The sequence below is a fragment of the Actinopolymorpha singaporensis genome (genome assembly GCF_900104745.1).
GTDB lineage: Bacteria > Actinomycetota > Actinomycetes > Propionibacteriales > Actinopolymorphaceae > Actinopolymorpha > Actinopolymorpha singaporensis.
Window position 1 is genome coordinate 5,677,987 of sequence record NZ_LT629732.1, and the last position, 15,755, is coordinate 5,693,741.

The 15,755-nt window shown below is 72.7% G+C and carries 17 protein-coding genes; 5 read left to right on the forward strand and 12 right to left on the reverse strand.

Annotation, left to right across the window (positions count from 1 at the left end):
- Positions 1–47: 47 nt before the first annotated feature.
- The 7 genes from BLU27_RS25365 to paaA form a co-directional block, all read right to left on the reverse strand.
- Complete coding sequence (locus BLU27_RS25365; RefSeq protein WP_197681574.1) at positions 48–476, reverse strand: protease inhibitor I42 family protein; 429 nt, start codon at positions 474–476, stop codon at positions 48–50.
- 139 nt (positions 477–615) lie between these two features.
- On the reverse strand, positions 616–1,863 hold the full coding sequence (locus BLU27_RS25370; protein ID WP_092656122.1) for a cysteine desulfurase-like protein: 1,248 nt from the start codon (positions 1,861–1,863) through the stop codon (positions 616–618).
- A gap of 70 nt (positions 1,864–1,933) precedes the next feature.
- Positions 1,934–3,103, reverse strand: a complete 1,170-nt coding sequence (gene paaE, locus BLU27_RS25375) for a 1,2-phenylacetyl-CoA epoxidase subunit PaaE (RefSeq protein ID WP_092656123.1) — start codon at positions 3,101–3,103, stop codon at positions 1,934–1,936.
- Positions 3,100–3,609: a 1,2-phenylacetyl-CoA epoxidase subunit PaaD gene (gene paaD / locus BLU27_RS25380; RefSeq protein WP_092656124.1), complete on the reverse strand. Its 510-nt coding sequence runs from the start codon at positions 3,607–3,609 to the stop codon at positions 3,100–3,102. Before paaD ends, paaE begins: the two co-directional genes overlap by 4 nt.
- The gene (paaC, locus tag BLU27_RS25385) at positions 3,609–4,415 is read right to left on the reverse strand and encodes a 1,2-phenylacetyl-CoA epoxidase subunit PaaC (RefSeq protein WP_241827629.1); all 807 of its coding nucleotides are present in this window, start codon (positions 4,413–4,415) and stop codon (positions 3,609–3,611) included. Before paaC ends, paaD begins: the two co-directional genes overlap by 1 nt.
- Entirely contained in the window at positions 4,412–4,747 is a 336-nt protein-coding gene (gene paaB / locus BLU27_RS25390; RefSeq protein ID WP_197681575.1) for a 1,2-phenylacetyl-CoA epoxidase subunit PaaB, read from the reverse strand. The genes paaC and paaB overlap by 4 nt, the downstream gene beginning before the upstream one ends.
- Entirely contained in the window at positions 4,744–5,787 is a 1,044-nt protein-coding gene (paaA, locus tag BLU27_RS25395; protein WP_092656125.1) for a 1,2-phenylacetyl-CoA epoxidase subunit PaaA, read from the reverse strand. The genes paaB and paaA overlap by 4 nt, the downstream gene beginning before the upstream one ends.
- A gap of 198 nt (positions 5,788–5,985) precedes the next feature.
- On the opposite strand from paaA, the gene BLU27_RS25400 reads away from it, so the two are divergent.
- From BLU27_RS25400 to BLU27_RS25420, 5 genes are all read left to right on the forward strand, one after another.
- Positions 5,986–6,558, forward strand: coding sequence for a CGNR zinc finger domain-containing protein (locus tag BLU27_RS25400; protein WP_092656126.1), 573 nt, complete (start codon positions 5,986–5,988; stop codon positions 6,556–6,558).
- Entirely contained in the window at positions 6,555–7,109 is a 555-nt protein-coding gene (locus tag BLU27_RS25405) for a GNAT family N-acetyltransferase (RefSeq protein WP_092656127.1), read from the forward strand. The genes BLU27_RS25400 and BLU27_RS25405 overlap by 4 nt, the downstream gene beginning before the upstream one ends.
- Positions 7,110–7,111: 2 nt before the next feature.
- Positions 7,112–7,963, forward strand: a complete 852-nt coding sequence (locus tag BLU27_RS25410) for an AzlC family ABC transporter permease (RefSeq protein ID WP_092656128.1) — start codon at positions 7,112–7,114, stop codon at positions 7,961–7,963.
- Positions 7,960–8,265 carry an AzlD domain-containing protein gene (locus BLU27_RS25415; RefSeq protein ID WP_092656129.1) on the forward strand — a complete coding sequence of 102 codons (306 nt, stop codon included), beginning with the start codon at positions 7,960–7,962 and terminating at the stop codon, positions 8,263–8,265. The genes BLU27_RS25410 and BLU27_RS25415 overlap by 4 nt, the downstream gene beginning before the upstream one ends.
- Before the next feature lie 139 nt (positions 8,266–8,404).
- Positions 8,405–9,298: a phytanoyl-CoA dioxygenase family protein gene (locus BLU27_RS25420; protein WP_092656130.1), complete on the forward strand. Its 894-nt coding sequence runs from the start codon at positions 8,405–8,407 to the stop codon at positions 9,296–9,298.
- A 26-nt stretch (positions 9,299–9,324) separates the two neighbouring features.
- Here BLU27_RS25420 and dapB read toward each other — a convergent pair whose 3' ends face one another.
- From dapB to BLU27_RS25445, 5 genes are all read right to left on the reverse strand, one after another.
- A complete protein-coding gene (gene dapB, locus BLU27_RS25425) occupies positions 9,325–10,071 on the reverse strand; it encodes a 4-hydroxy-tetrahydrodipicolinate reductase (protein WP_197681576.1) in 747 nt (248 codons plus the stop codon).
- Between the two features lie 103 nt (positions 10,072–10,174).
- Positions 10,175–11,563 carry a M16 family metallopeptidase gene (locus tag BLU27_RS25430; protein WP_092656131.1) on the reverse strand — a complete coding sequence of 463 codons (1,389 nt, stop codon included), beginning with the start codon at positions 11,561–11,563 and terminating at the stop codon, positions 10,175–10,177.
- Complete coding sequence (locus tag BLU27_RS25435) at positions 11,560–13,767, reverse strand: polyribonucleotide nucleotidyltransferase (RefSeq protein WP_172805033.1); 2,208 nt, start codon at positions 13,765–13,767, stop codon at positions 11,560–11,562. The genes BLU27_RS25430 and BLU27_RS25435 overlap by 4 nt, the downstream gene beginning before the upstream one ends.
- A 237-nt stretch (positions 13,768–14,004) precedes the next feature.
- Positions 14,005–14,274 (reverse strand): 30S ribosomal protein S15, encoded by a 270-nt coding sequence (gene rpsO / locus BLU27_RS25440; protein ID WP_092656132.1) that lies wholly within the window; start codon positions 14,272–14,274, stop codon positions 14,005–14,007.
- 241 nt (positions 14,275–14,515) lie between these two features.
- Entirely contained in the window at positions 14,516–15,628 is a 1,113-nt protein-coding gene (locus BLU27_RS25445) for a bifunctional riboflavin kinase/FAD synthetase (RefSeq protein WP_092656133.1), read from the reverse strand.
- Positions 15,629–15,755 lie beyond the last annotated feature (127 nt).

The window sequence follows — 15,755 nt, forward strand, 5'->3', positions numbered from 1 at the left end:
CCCGGTGGTCGGGCCGTACGGCGGGCGGGTGCCCGAGGACCGCTGCGCTAGGAGGTCGCGGGCCGGGCGCGTATCTCGACCTCGAAGCGCTCCAGGAAGCTCGTCTCCCAGGAGCGGCTGAGGACGAGCTCGGCCGCGCCCAGGCCGGGCGCGACGACGGCGAGCCGGACCAGCCTCTGCCCACCCGCACCCGGCACCGGTGCCGCACCGGTGCCGGCGCCGGGCAGCGCCAGTTCCGACGACACCACCTCCAGCGGCCCGGACACGCGTTCGACGCTCCACTGGTAGCCCGTGGTGGCGTTCTCCGGCAACTGCACGAGGATCTCGTCACCCACGGCCGCGACGGTCGACGTTCCGGTCTTCGTGACCACGATCTCGGCGATGGCGTCCACCCCCTTGACTGCGAGGTCGGATGAGTCAGCTCGGCAGGTGCTGGCCCACGCCACGGATCGGCCGGGTGCCGTCGAACTGGACACGTCAATGGTTCCTTTGGCCGCTCACCATAGTGCTTGGCCAGGCGTGCGCGGCGGTTATCACCAGGCTCGTTCGACGGGATCCGGATCAGGCCCGGATCAGGCCCGGATCAGGCCCGGATCGGCCTTTGATCAGGCCCGGTCAGCCTCGCCGGTGGGCTGCCCGGGCGGCTCCGGACCGGGCGAGGTCGGCGACGCCCTCCAGCAGCCGGTCGACGTCGGAACGGTCGGTGTAGTGCGCAAGGCTGGCCCGGACGGCGCCGCCGGTGTCGCGTACGCCGAGCACCGCGGCGAGTTCCCAGGCGTAGTTGAAGCCGTTGGAGACGTTCACCCGAAGGTCCGCGAGGTGTTCGGCGACCTCCCGTGGAGTGTGGCCGGCGACGGTGAAGTAGGCGGTGGGAGTACGCCGGGCCGCCTTGCCGTAGGTGGTCACGTGCGCCATCGCGTCGAGGGCGCCGAGGAGGTATGCGAACAGGTCCGCTTCGTACGCCTCGACCACGGCCATCGACGCCAGCAGCCGCGCCCGCCGCGACCCGGCGGCGGCGCCGTCGAGGCAGGCCAGGTGGTCGACGGCGGCGACGGCACCGGCCAGGTCGGCGAACGGCAGGGTGCCCCGCTCGAACCGCCCCGGCGCCTCCTCCGGCGCGGGCAGCAGCCTGTCCGGGCGTACGCCGTCCAGCGCGACCGGATCGGCGATCACCGCGGCCAGGTGCGGCCCGGACCACTTGTAGGCGCTGGTGGCGTAGAAGTCGGCGCCGAGCGCGCGGACGTCGACCCGGGTGTGCGGGGTTGAGTGCACCCCGTCGACGTAGACCAGAGCGCCGACCGCGTGGGCGCGGCCCGCGATCGCGGCGACGTCGGGACGGGTGCCGACGAGGTTGCTCGCACCGGTGACAGCGACCAGCCGGGTGCGGGCGCCGAGCAGGTCGTCGTACTGCTCGACGGGCAGCTCGCCCGTCGCGGGGTCGACGTCCGCCCAGCGCACGGTCGCCCCGGCGCGTTCGGCGGCCTGGACCCACGGCCGGACGTTCGCGTCGTGGTCGAGCCGGGACACCACCACCTCCTCACCCGGTCCCCACTGCCGGGCCAGCGCGTCGGCCAGCCGGTAGGTCAGCGCGGTCATGCTGGGCCCGAGGACGACGCCCTCGGGTTCGCCGCCGACGAGGTCGGCCACCGCCCGCCGGCACTCGGCGACGATCCCGTCCGACCGCCGGCTGGCCGCCGACGCCCCGCCGACGTTGCTGAGCCCGTGGCGGTAGGCGTCCGCGATCGCGTCGACCACCGGCTGCGGCACCTGGGTGCCACCCGCTCCGTCGAGGTACGCGTGCCCGTCCGCGAGTGCGGGGTAGGCCGCGCGGATGCCGTCGATGCCGTAAACGTCGTTGGCCATCTACCCACCGTAGCGGTGCGCTGACGGACCGGACCCGGCTGGTCCGCTGTTCTCGTACGCCGCGCCGAGGTCAGGCGTCGTAGTCGACCACCAGGCGGTCGCTTGTCGGACGGGCCTGGCAGGTGAGGACGTAGCCGCGGGCGACCTCCTCCGGCTCGAGCGCGAAGCAGCGGTCCATCCGTACGCCGCCCTCGAGCACGCGTGCCCGGCAGGTGCCGCACACCCCGCCCCGGCACGCGAACGGCGCGTCCCCGCGTACGCCCAGAACGCCTTCCAGCACCGGCGGTCCCGGCACCGGCAGCCGGAACGACGACCGCCGGCCGTCCATCACCACCTCGACCTCGCAGCCGGCCGGTGCGGCCTCCGTCGTCGGTGGCGCGGCGACCGGCGCGGCCTCGACCGGAGGGCCGACGTGGAACAGCTCGGTGTGCACCCGGGTGCGGGGCACCCCGCGTTCGCGCAACAACCCGCGGATCTCCTCGACCATGGCCAGCGGCCCGCACAGGTACCACTGCTCCACCGACTCCACCGGCAGCAGCGTGTCCAGGAAGCCGCCCAGCTTCGCCGCGTCCAACCGGCCGCCCAGCAGGGCGATCTCGGGCAGCTCGCGGGACAGCACGTGCACCAGGTGGAACCGGTCGGGACAGCGGTCCTTGAGGTCGGCGAGCTCCTCCACGAACATCACCGAGGCGCTGGTCCGGTTGCCGTACAGCAGCGTCACCCGGCTGGCCGGCTCGACGGCAAGCACGCTGGCCACCATGGACAGGATCGGGGTGATGCCGCTGCCGGCGGCCACGAACGCCAGGTGCCGGGCCGCCGCCGGGTCCGGCACGACCGTGAACCTGCCGGTCGGCGTCATCACGCCCACCTCGTCACCCGGCGCCAGGTCGGTCAGCGCGTACGACGAGAAGCCGCCGCCGGCCACCCGCTTCACCCCGATCCGCAACCGCGCCGGCGGCCGCGGGCTCCACGGGGAGCAGATCGAGTAGCTGCGGCGCAGGTCGTCCCCCGCGCGCGGCGTCGAGACGTTCAGGTGCTGGCCGGGCACGAACCGGTAGTCCTCGGCGAGTTCGGGCGGCACCTCGAACGTCACCGCCACCGCGTCGTCGGTCAGCGGGTCCACCCGGGCGACCCGCAGCTGGTGGACGACCGCGTGCCGCCGGACGCCGGTGCGCGGGGTCCGCGGCTCGGCCTGGCCGGCGGCCGGGTCAGTGGGCGGATCCGCGGGCGGGGCGCTCACAGTGCCTTCACGTGTTCGAACGGTTCCCGGCAGGTCGCGCACGTACGCAACGCCGTGCACGCCGTGGGCCCGAACCGGCTGAGCTCACGGGTGGCCGTGGAGCCGCATTGCGGACACCGCACCGTGAGCGGAAGGTCGACCGGTCCGGAACCAGCCGCGCCGCCGTGACCCGCCGGGGAGGGCGGCGCGATGCCGGCCGCGGCCAGCTTGTCGCGGCCGGCATCGGTGATCCAGTCGGTGGTCCAGGCCGGTGCCAGCACCCGGCGTACGCGAACCCCGGTGGCGCCGGCCGCGCGCAAGGCGGCCTCGACGTCGGCCTCGATCGCTTCCAGCGCAGGACATCCGGCGTAGGTCGGGGTGACGTCGACCTCGACTGTTCCGTCCGGCTCGACCCGCACCGCGCGCAGGATGCCGAGCTCGGCGATGGTCACCACCGGCAGCTCGGGGTCGGTGACCGCGGCCACCGCAGCGCGGGCGGCCTCCGGAGCCAGCGTTCGCACCGGCATCACCACCTCGCCCCCGGATGCGAACGCACCAGGTGCTGCAGCTCCGCCAGCAGGTAGCCCATCGCCTCGGTGTGCACGCCGGAACGCCCGCCGGTGGCCGGTGCGGCCGCGGGCTCCGGCACGGTGAGGGTCGCACGCCTCAGCACGTCGTGTACGTACGTCTCCCACTCCGCACGCAGTCCCGGCCGGTCGACCGCGACGCCCTCCGTCACCAGCGCGCGTTCGAGGGCGTCGGTCTCGAACAGCTCGTCGACGTGCGGCCACACGCTGTCAACTCCGGCCTGCATGCGGCGGTGGCTCTCCGGTGTGCCGTCGCCGAGCCGCAGCACCCACTGGGTGGCGTGGTCGCGGTGGTAGGCGACCTCCTTGACCGCCTTGGCCGCGATCGCCGCCAGCGTGGGGTCGGCGGACGCCGACAGCCCGCGGTACAACGGCAGTTGGTACGCCGAGAACACCAGCAGCCGGGCCATCGCCTCACCGAAGTCGGCGTCCACGCGCTCCACCAGCGTGACGTTGCAGAATCCGCGCTCGTCCCGGCAGTAGGCCAGGTCGTCCTCGTCGCGGCCGAGACCTTCCCGCTCACCCGCGTAGGTCAGCAGCATCCGCGCCTGGCCCAGCAGGTCCAGTCCGAGGTTGGCCAGCGCCACGTCCTCCTCCAACTGCGGCGCGTTGGTGATCCAGCCACCCAGTCGCTGGGCCATGATCAGCGCGTCGTCGCCCAGCCGGGTGGCGTACACGGCGACCGGTGGACCCACCACCGCGCCGGCGAGACCCGGAGCGCCGGGCACCTTTCCCCGTACCGTCACAGGTGCGGCGCCCCTTCCGGTACCTCGTAGAACGTCGGATGGCGGTAGGCCTTGTCCGCCGCCGGGTCGAAGAACGCGTCCTTCTCGTCCGGGCTGCTCGCACTGATCGCGGCCGCCGGGACGACCCAGATCGACACGCCTTCCTGCCGGCGGGTGTACAGGTCCCGGGCGTTGCGCAGGGCCATCACCGCATCGGGCGCGTGCAGGCTGCCGGCATGTACGTGGGACAGTCCGCGCCGTGCCCGGACGAACACCTCCCACAGCGGCCAGTCCGCGCGGCCGCCGCGCCGGCCGGTGTCGCGGTCCTGGACGCCGCGATCGGGTTCGCTCATGCCGCTGGCCCGCCGTTCGTCTGGTTCGTCCCGTTCGTACGACAGGCCATGTGCCCGGACCCGCCGGTCGCGTGCCTGGCGGCGTACGCCGTGGCCGCCTCGCGTACCCACGCACCGTCCTCGTGCGCCCGGCGGCGATGCGCCATCCGCTGGGCGTTGCACGGCCCGGCGCCGTTGATGACCCGGAGGAGTTCGGCGTAGTCGGGCTGGGTGAAGTCGTGGTGGCCGCGCTCGGCGTTCCAGCGCAGGTCGGGGTCGGGGATCCGCACGCCCAGCACCTCCGCCTGCGGCACCGTCATGTCGACGAACCGCTGCCGCAACTCGTCGTTGGAGAACCGCTTGATCCCCCAGGCCGCCGACTGCGTGCCGTGGGTGGACTCGGCGTCGGGCGGGCCGAACATCGCCAGGCTCGGGTACCACCAGCGGTCCACCGCGTCCTGCGCCATCGCCCGCTGCCGCTCGGTCCCCCTGGTCAGTGCCAGCAGCAGGTCGAACCCCTGCCTTTGGTGGAACGACTCCTCCTTGCAGATCCGCACCATCGCCCGCGCGTAGGGGCCGTAGGAGCAGCGGCACAGCGGCACCTGGTTGGTGATCGCCGCGCCGTCCACGAGCCAGCCGATGGCGCCGACGTCGGCCCAGGTGAGGGTGGGGTAGTTGAAGATCGAGGAGTACTTCTGCCGGCCGGTGTGCAACTGGTCGAGCAGGTCGGCCCGGTCGACGCCGAGCGTCTCGGCGGCGGCGTAGAGGTACAACCCGTGGCCGGCCTCGTCCTGCACCTTGGCCATCAGGATCGCCTTGCGGCGCAGGCTCGGCGCGCGGGAGATCCAGTTGGCCTCCGGCTGCATGCCGATGATCTCCGAGTGCGCGTGCTGGGCGATCTGCCGGACGAGGGTCCGGCGGTAGCCGTCGGGCATCTCGTCGCGCGGCTCGACGCGCTCGTCGGCGGCGAGCAGTGCCTCGAGCGCGGACGCGCCGTCCGGCCGCCCCGCCACGTCGGCAACGGCGTCGGTGTCCGCACTGGTCCGGCCCCTGGCGACCATGCGCCCCAGCGTACCGCCGGATGTGACGGGTTCCCACAGATTCGGCGGGAAGGTGTCATATCCGCAGTGATCAGCCGGGCCGTCGGTTCGCCGGCCGCCGGGACGGAATGTCTGCACCGGCGTGCGGATTATGGTGGTGTCGAGGCGTCCGGCGGCCGGGCCGGGCCCCGGTGCCGAGGGCGCGGAGGGGGTGGGAAGGTGACCGAGCCGCCCGCGCACCGGGTCCCGCCGCCCGTGGAGCTGCTGCCCGCGTTCGTCAACACCTACGACGTCGACCTCGCCGAACCCGAGCAGCTGCCCGACCCGGCCGCGCTGACCGCCTGGTTGCGTTCCCAGGGCCTGATCGCCGACGGCACCCCGCCTGCTGCCGACGACGACGTCGCACTGGCCCACGAGCTCCGTGCGGGCCTGCGGCAGGCGATGCGCCAGCACCACGACGGCGACCTGACCACCGTCGTACCCGAGCTGGAGCGGGCGGCCGCCCGCCTTCCGCTGCGGGTGATCTTCACCGGCACGGCTCCCTCGCTCGCCCCGGCCGGTACGGGCGTCACCGCAGCCCTGGCCGCGCTGGTGGCCGCGGTCGCCACCGCCGAGGCCGAGGGCAGCTGGCAGCGGCTGAAGCTGTGCGCCGCCGAGGACTGCGAATGGGCGTTCCTGGACTCCTCCAAGAACCGCTCCCGCCACTGGTGCTCGATGGGTTCCTGCGGCAACCGCCAGAAGACCCGGGCCTACCGCGCCCGGCTGAAGGCGGCTGACAGGATGGACGGATGAGCCAGCCCACCGCCGACACCAGCGTCCGTATCGCCTGGGCCGCCGACGCCCCCGAGGTCGCCCGGGTCCAGGTGGCGGCCTGGCGGCAGGCGTACGCCGGGCTCCTCCCGCCCGAGGTCCTCGACCAGCTCGACGAGGAGGCCTTCGCCGAGCAGTGGCGGCGGTCCCTGGCGCAGCCGCCGGACGCCCGCCACCGGCTCCTGGTCGCGCTCGACCACCAGACCGTGGTCGGGTTCGCCGCCACCGGCCCCGCCGACGACCCCGACGCCGACCCGGTCGCCGACGGGACGATTGCCGCGTTCCACGTCGACCCCTCCCAGACCCGGCACGGGCACGGATCGCGGCTGCTGCAGGCCTGCGTCGACACCCTGGTCGCCGACAACTTCCGCCGGGCCGTCATCTGGCTGCTGGCCACCGACGACGTGCTCCGCGCGTTCCTCACCGAGGCCGGGTGGGGGCCCGACGGCGCGCACCGCGAGCTCGACCTGTACGGCGACGGGAGTGTCCGCGCCAAGCAGGTACGCCTGCACACCGCGCTCGTCGACGACTGACCATGTCCGTGTCCCGATCCGCTCCGGCGGTACCGGAGACCCGCCGCGCCGTGGTCCGCGACGCGGTCGCCATCGGTGTCGCCACCGGCGCGTACGGCATCTCATTCGGCGCCCTCGGCGTGGCCGGGGGCCTGTCGGTCGCGCAGACCTGCGTCCTGTCCCTGCTGGCGTTCACCGGCGCGTCTCAGTTCGCGTTCGTCGGAATCGTCGGAGCGGGTGGAGCGGGCCTGTCGGCCGTGGCGGCGGCGTTGCTGCTCGGCACCCGGAACACCTTCTACGGCCTGCGGCTGACCGACCTGCTCCGGCTGTGCGGTCTGCGCCGTCTGGTAGGCGCACACTTCGTCATCGACGAGACCACCGCGATGGCGGTCGGGCGGCGCTCGCCGGAACTCGGCCGCGCCGGCTTCTGGTACACCGCGCTGATCCTCTTCACCCTGTGGAACGCCGGGACGCTGCTCGGCGCGGTGGCAGGCGCCTCGCTCGGAGACCCTCGCACCTACGGGCTGGACGCCGCCGCTCCGGCCGCGTTCGTCGCCCTGCTGTGGCCGCAGCTGACCACGGCACGGACGCGGGCGGTCGCGGCGGGCGGCGCCCTGGTCGCGGTGGCGCTGGTGCCGCTGGTGCCGGCGGGCGTTCCCGTCCTCGCCGCCGGTGCGGTGGCGGTCGCCTTCGGACTGCGGTCCGCTGCTGCCTCGCCGGCGGGCGCCGAGCCCCCGCCCGACTCACCACCTGGCTCGCCGTACGACTCACCGCCCGGCACGCCGCCCGGCACGCCGCCCGACCCGCCGTACGAACCCGCACCCGAGGCCTCGGCCGGCACCTCCTCCCGGCCCGGCCGAGGGGACAGCCGATGACGCTGTGGACCGCCGTGCTGGCCACCGCCCTCGGCTGTTACCTGCTCAAGCTGGCCGGGGTGTCGGTGCCCCGGCAGGTGCTCGACCGGCCGGCCGTACGACGGTCCGCGGCCCTGCTTCCGGTCGCCCTGCTCGCCGCGCTCGTCGGGGTGCAGACCCTGAGCTCGGGCACCCGCCTAGTGGTGGACGCCCGGCTGGCCGGGGTCGCGGTCGCGGTGGTCGCGTTGCTGTTGCGAGCTCCGTTCATCGTGGTGGTGACCCTCGCGGCAGTCACGGCCGCCCTCGTGCGGCTGGTGTTCTGACCGCTCGCCGGCCACCGCCTGACCAGGCGCGGACAACCGTCTCGGAAACCGAGACCCGCGTACGAACCGGCGACGCGTCCGGCGCGCACGGACCTAGCGTCGCAGTAGACGAACGAATCACCGCGACGGACGGACTCTCATGGCTTCGGGCTACCAGGTACTCACCGACGAACAGGCACAGGCGTTCCTCGAACAGGGCTTCGTGGTCATCCACGACTGCTTCACCCGCGAGGCGGCCGCGGAGTACACCGACCAGGTGTGGACCCGGCTCGGATACGACCCGGACGACCAGTCGACCTGGAAACAGTCCTCGATCCACATGCCCACGCACCGCCGGATCGACGTACGGGAGTTCGCGCCGAAGGCCTGGCAGGCCGCCTGCGACCTGCTGGGTGGCGAGGACAGGGTGGCCAAGCCGTACTCCTGGGGCGACGGCTTCATCGTCAACCTGTGGGAGGGCGCGGACCGTCCCTGGCAGCCCACCTCGGCTGCGGCTCCCGGCTGGCACAAGGACGGCGACTTCTTCCGCCACTTCCTCGACTCGCCCGAGCAGGGCCTGCTGACGCTGGTGCTGTGGTCCGACGTACGCCACCAGGGCGGCGCGACGTTCGTGGCCGCGGACTCCGTGGGACCGGTGGCGCGCTACCTCGCCGAACGGCCGGGTGGTGTGCTGCCCACCGAGTTCGACACCCCGAGCCTGGTCGGGCAGTGCCAGAACTTCGTGGAGGCAACCGGCCGGGTCGGCGACGTCTTCCTGCTCCACCCGTACGTCCTGCACGCGAAGGCGCAGAACCTGCTGCGCCTGCCCCGGCTCATCACCAACCCGCCGGTGCACCTGGCCGAGCCGATGCGCTTCGACCGCGAGGACCCGGCCGACTTCTCGCTGGTGGAGCGGGCGGTGCTGCGCGGGCTGGGTGTGGACCGGTACGACTTCACCCCCACCGCGCCGCGGGAGGCCGTCGTCCCCGAGCGCGTGCGCCGGCAGGAGCGGATGAAGGCCGAGGAGGAACGCCGGCTCAGCGCGCGCCGGTGAAGCCGTAGGGGCGACGCGGGGAGTGTTCAGTCCAGGTCGAGGTAGTGCTCCAGCCCGACCGTGAGGCCGGGCCGCTCCCCCACCATCCGGGCACCGAGCACGACGCCCGGCATGAACGACGTACGGGCCATCGAGTCGTGCCGCAGCGTCAGCGTCTCGTCCTCGCCACCGAACAGCACCTCCTGGTGGGCGACCAGGCCGGACAGCCGGACGCTGTGGACGGGTACGTCGGCCACCCTGGCGCCGCGCGCACCGGCCACCTCCTGGGTGGTGGCGTCCGGCACCTCGCCCAGGCCCGCCTGCTGCCGGGCGGCGCTGATCAGCTCGGCCGTCCGCGCGGCCGTGCCCGAGGGCGCGTCCGCCTTGCGCGGGTGGTGCAGCTCGATCACCTCCACGGACGGGAAGAACCGCGCGGCCTGCTCGGCGAACCGCATCATCAGCACGGCACCGACGGAGAAGTTGGGGGCGATCAGCACCCCGACCTTTGGCGCGTCTGCCAGCCAGCCGCGCACCTGGTCCAGCCGCTCCGGCGTGAAGCCGGTGGTGCCGACCACGGCGTTGATGCCGTTCTCGATGCAGAAGCGGAGGTTGTCGAGCACCGCGTCGGGGTGGGTGAAGTCGATCACCACCTCCGCACCGGCGGCGCGCAGGTCGGCCAGCTGGTCGTCGACGTCCAGCCCGGCCACCAGGTCCAGCCCGTCGGCGGCCTCGACCGCACGACAGGCCTCCGCGCCCATCCGGCCACGGGCTCCGAGTACGGCAACCTTCACCACGTACGACTCCTCCCCTGCCGCGCCGGCGGCGAACCACCGACCCTCAGCCGACCGACCCTCAGCCGACCGACCCTCAGCAAACCAGCACTCGGCGAACCAACACTCAGCGAACCGCGCCGGCGAACCGGTCGGCGTCCTCGAACGGCCCGACCACCGCCAGCGTCGGCGCCGCCTCCAGCAGTTCCTTGGCGATGTGGCGAACGTCGTCCGGCGTCACCGCGTCGATCCGGCGCAGGACCTCGTCCACGCTGAGCAGCTCGCCGTACACCAGGTCGGCCTTGGCCAGCCGGCCCATCCGGGAGCCGGTGTCCTCCAGACCGAGCACCAGTGAACCCCGCAACTGGCCCTTGCCCCGCTCGAGCTCCTCGTCGGTGAGCCCGGAGGAGACGACCTTCGCCAGCTCGTCGCGGCAGATGTCGAGCACCTCGTCGATCTTGCTCGGCAGGCAGCCGGCGTAGATGCCGACCATGCCGGAGTCGGCGTAGTGGGAGGCGAACGAGTAGACGGCGTAGGCCAGCCCGCGCTTCTCGCGTACCTCCTGGAACAACCGGCTGGACATGCCGCCGCCGAACGCCGCGTTGAGCACGCCCAGCACGAACCGCCGGTCGTCCGAGCGCGGCAGACCGGGAACGCCGAGCACGAGGTTGGCCTGCTCGGTGGGCCGGTGAGCCAGCCGGACCGAGCCCCGGGCAGCCGTGGCGGCCGCGGCCGCCGACGCCATCGCCCTGCTCGGGTTGCCGGACCGTGGCGGCGTCGGGTCGCTGACCTGGCCGTTGAGCCCGCCGGCCTGCTCGAACGCCTGCGTCACCAGCCGCACCACGGCACGGTGCTCGACGTTGCCGGCGACCGCCACCACCATGGACTCCGGGCGGTAGCGGCGGCGGTAGTAGCCGTGTACCTGGCGCCTGGTCAGTGCCTCGATCGACCCCGTGGTGCCGAGGATCGGCCGGCCCAGCGGCGAGTCGCCCCACAGCTCCTCGGCGAACAGGTCGTGCACCGCGTCGGAGGGGTCGTCGTCGTGCATGGCGATCTCCTCCAGGATCACGCCACGCTCGCTGTCCACGTCGGTGGCGGTGATCAGGGACGAGGTCACCATGTCGCAGATGACGTCCACCGCCAGCGGCAGGTCGGCGTCCAGCACCCGCGCGTAGTAGCAGGTGTACTCCTTGGTGGTGAACGCGTTCATCTCACCACCCACGGCGTCCAGTGCGGAGGAGATCTCCATCGCGTCCCGGCGCCGGGTGCCCTTGAACAGCAGGTGTTCGAGGTAGTGGCTGGCGCCGGCGAGCGCCGGGGTCTCGTCGCGCGAGCCGACGCCCGCCCAGACCCCGAAGCTCACCGAACGCACCTGTGGCATGGCCTCGGTGATGATGCGCAGTCCGCCCGGCAGAACCGTACGCCGGACCACTCCGCCGTCGCCCTCCTTCAGGAGGGTACGAGTCGAGCCGGACGGCTGGCTCCCCGCAGCCAGCCGCGCCAATCGCCGGCTCACTTCTCGGGCGACTTCTCGGAGTCCTCGACCACCGGCACCAAGGACAGCTTGCCCCGGTCGTCGATCTCCCCGATCTCCACCTGCAGCTTGTCGCCGACCTTCACGACGTCCTCGACGTTCTCGACCCGCTTGCCGCCGGACAGCGCCCGCAGCTTGGAGATGTGCAGCAGGCCGTCCTTGCCGGGAACCAGCGAGACGAACGCACCGAAGTTGGTGGTCTTCACCACCGTGCCGAGGTAGCGCTCGCCGACCTCGGGCATCGTCGGCGTGGCGATCCCGGCGATGACCGCGCGGGCGGCCTCCGCGGAGGGACCGTCGGCGGCACCGATGAAGATCGTGCCGTCGTCCTCGATTGCGATGTCGGCGCCGGTGTCGTCCTGGATCTGGTTGATGACCTTGCCCTTGGGCCCGATCACCTCGCCGATCTTGTCGACCGGGATCTTCATGGTGATGATCCGCGGCGCGTACGGCGACATGTCGCCGGGCGCACCGATGGTCTTCTCCATCAGGGTGAGGATCGTGAACCGCGCCTCCCGCGCCTGCTGCAGGGCGGACGCGAGCACCGACGCGGGGATACCGGTCAGCTTGGTGTCCAACTGCAGGGCGGTGACGAACTCACGGGTGCCGGCGACCTTGAAGTCCATGTCGCCGAACGCGTCCTCCGCGCCGAGGATGTCGGTCAGCGTGACGTACTCCGTCTTGCCGTCCACCTCGTCGCTGATCAGGCCCATCGCGATGCCGGCCACCTGCGCGCGCAGCGGGACACCGGCGCTGAGCAGCGCCAGCGACGACGCACACACCGAGCCCATCGAGGTGGAACCGTTGGAGCCGACCGCCTCCGACACCTGGCGGATGGCGTACGGGAAGTCCTCGCGGCTGGGCAGCACCGGGTGGATCGCCCGCTCGGCGAGCGCACCGTGCCCGATCTCGCGCCGCTTCGGGGAGCCGACGCGGCCGGTCTCGCCGGTGGAGTACGGCGGCATGTTGTAGTTGTGCATGTAGCGCTTGGTCGTGTCCTCGGCGAGGGTCAGACCGATGCGACGCTCCAGCGACAGCATGTTCAGCGTGGTGATGCCGAGGATCTGCGTCTCGCCGCGCTCGAACAACGCCGAGCCGTGGACGCGCGGGACGACCCCGATCTCCGCGGCCAGCGGCCGGATGTCGGTGAGGCCGCGGCCGTCGATGCGGACCTTGTCGCGGAGCACCCGCTCGCGCACCAGGGTCTTGGTCAGCGAACGGAACGCCGCGCTGATCTCCTTCTCCCGGCCCTCGAAGTCGGCGCCGATCCGCTCCAGCGCGAGTTCCTTCACCTCGTCCAGGCGGGACTCGCGGGTGGCCTTGTCGCCGATGGTGAGAGCCTCGGCCAGCTCACCGCGCACAGCACCGGCCAGCGCCTCGAGGACGTCCTCCTCGTAGTCGCGGAAGACCGGGAACTCGGTGGTCGGCTTGGCTGCCTTGGCGGCGAGGTCGTTCTGCGCCTGGCAGAGGGTGCGGATGAAGCCCTTGGCGGCCTCCAGCCCCTCGGCGACGATCTCCTCGGTCGGCGCCTGTACGCCGCCGCGGACGAGCTCCCAGGTGTGGTCGGTGGACTCGGCCTCGACCATCATGATCGCCACGTCGCCGTCGTCGAGCGCGCGGCCGGCGACCACCATGTCGAACACGGCGTTCTCCAGCTCGTCACGACGCGGGAACGCCACCCACTGGCCGTCGATCAGCGCGACCCGCACACCACCGATCGGCCCGGTGAAGGGCAGGCCGGCGATCTGGGTCGACGAGGCCGCGGCGTTGATCGCGAGCACGTCGTACAGCACGTCGGGGTTGAGCGACAGGACGGTGACGACGACCTGGACCTCGTTGCGCAGGCCCTTGACAAACGACGGGCGCAGCGGGCGGTCGATCAGCCGGCAGGTGAGGATCGCGTCCTCGCTGGGCCGGCCCTCGCGGCGGAACACCGAGCCGGGGATCTTGCCGGCGGCGTACGCCCGCTCCTCGACGTCGACGGTCAGCGGGAAGAAGTCGAACTGTTCCTTCGGGTGCTTGCCGGCCGTCGTGGTCGACAGCACCATGGTGTCCTCGTCGAGATAGGCGACGACGGAACCATTCGCCTGGCGGGCCAGGCGTCCGGTCTCGAACCGGACCGTGCGGGTGCCGAAGCGGCCGTTGTCGATGACGGCTTCGGCGGTGTGAATTCCGGGACCCTCCACTGGGCTCCCTCCTCATGGGATCAGGGAGCGATCTGCCGCGGGGTGCGTGGGGGCAGGATGTGCCGGTCTTCGATCGAGGCTCTCGGGTACGTCTTGGGTGATCTCGCCCGGGGGACTCCCGGAAGCCACTACCGAGGACCGGCGGACCTGGCTACCGCCTCACGCGGGGACCGCTCCGGTCCTTGTTGTGTACCGGGAGCGGCGCCACGAAGGCGGCCGCTCCCGGAGATTGCCCAGCTATCGGCGCAGGCCGAGCCGCTCGATCAGGGAGCGGTAGCGCTGGATGTCTTCCTTCATGACGTAGTTGAGCAGCCGGCGGCGCTGACCCACCAGGAGCAGCAGACCGCGACGGCTGTGGTGGTCGTGCTTGTGGGCCTTCTGGTGCTCGGTCAGGTGAGTGATCCGATGCGTGAGCAGCGCCACCTGGACCTCGGGCGAACCGGTGTCGCCCTCCTTGGTCGCGTACTCGGAGATGATCTTCTTCTTGGTCGCAGCGTCGAGCGACACGAGGCTCCTTTCGGGATCCGTTGCGCGGCGCGCCAGGGCGGGTTCACCTGGGCACTCTTTGTCCGCGGCCGGCGTACGGCAGTGGTCAGGTTACCAGCCCGCGGGTCGGCGGACGGTCAGCCGGGGCCGCCGGCGCCCTGGTCCGGCACCTGGCCGGTCGCCCTGGTCCGGCACCTGGCCGGCGGCGTGGCCGGTTTCCGGCGGGTGTGTGGTCCGCCCGGTCGGCCCTGATCAGCCCCGATCAGCCTGGATTGGCCCGATCGGCTCGATCGGCTCGATCGGCCCGGTCGGCGGCGAGGAGGTGGCGTACGTGCTCCACGTCGGCACGAATCTGGGTGACGAGGGCGTCCACCGAGTCGTACGTCTCCTGCCCGCGCACCCGGTCGACGAACTCCACGGCGATCGGCCGGCCGTACAGGTCCAGATCGTCGCGATCCAGGACGTACGACTCGACCCGGCGCGGCTCGTTGCCGAACTGCGGGTTGGTCCCCACCGAGATCGCCGCCGGCAGGACCTGCGGACCGGGCGCGTCCACGTCGGCGACCCGTAGCCATCCGGCGTACACGCCGTCGGCGGGCAGGGCCAGGGCGGTCGACGCCGGCACGTTGGCGGTGGGGAACCCCAGCTCGCGTCCCCGGTGGGCGCCCTCGACGACCACGCCGTCCACCCGGAAGGTGTGCCCGAGCAGGGCGCGGGCGCCGGCCACATCGCCGGCCGCGAGCCGGTCCCGGACCGCGGTGGAGGAGACGGCGTCGACGGGTACGTCGGCGGTCGCCGCGTCCATGGGCGCGGCACCTCCCGGCGCGGGGTCGGCGGGATCGGTGGTCACCGCCGCACTCCCGCCGGGAGCGGGGGCCGGAGCCGGGTCGGCGGTCGACGGGACCTTCGCCGCGCGGGCGAGCCCCTCGACGGCGAACCCGAGCTCCCCGCCCAGCGTGCGGAGCAGGTCGACGTTGCCGGCCGCCTTGTGCCCGAACCGGAAGTCGTCGCCGACCACCACCGCCACCGGGCGCAGCGCGCGGACGAGCTCACGGACGAACTCCTCGGCGGGCTCGCGGGAACGTTCCTTGTCGAACGGCACGACGACCACACCGTCCATGCCGTACGCCTCGAACAGCTCCAGCCGGCGCTCCACCGTCGCCAGCAGCGGCGGCACCGCCTCCGGGCGGACCACGGAGGCCGGATGCGGGTCGAACGTCACCACGACGGAGCGGGCGCCGTGCGCGCGGGCCAGGTCACGGGTGCGGGAGAGCACCCTCTGGTGACCGCGGTGTACGCCGTCGAAGACGCCGATCGTGACGACCGTCGGCCCGAACCGCGGGTCCACCCCGGCCAGGTCTGTCCAGCGCTGCATCGTGTCCTCGTCGCCCTTCCGTCCCGATACCTGCCACCGACCGCACAGCCCGCCATCCGAGCCCGCGCAGGGGTCCCGCAAAGAGGGGCCGCGCGGAGAGCCCGCCTCAAAGGGTGCCAGACGGGCG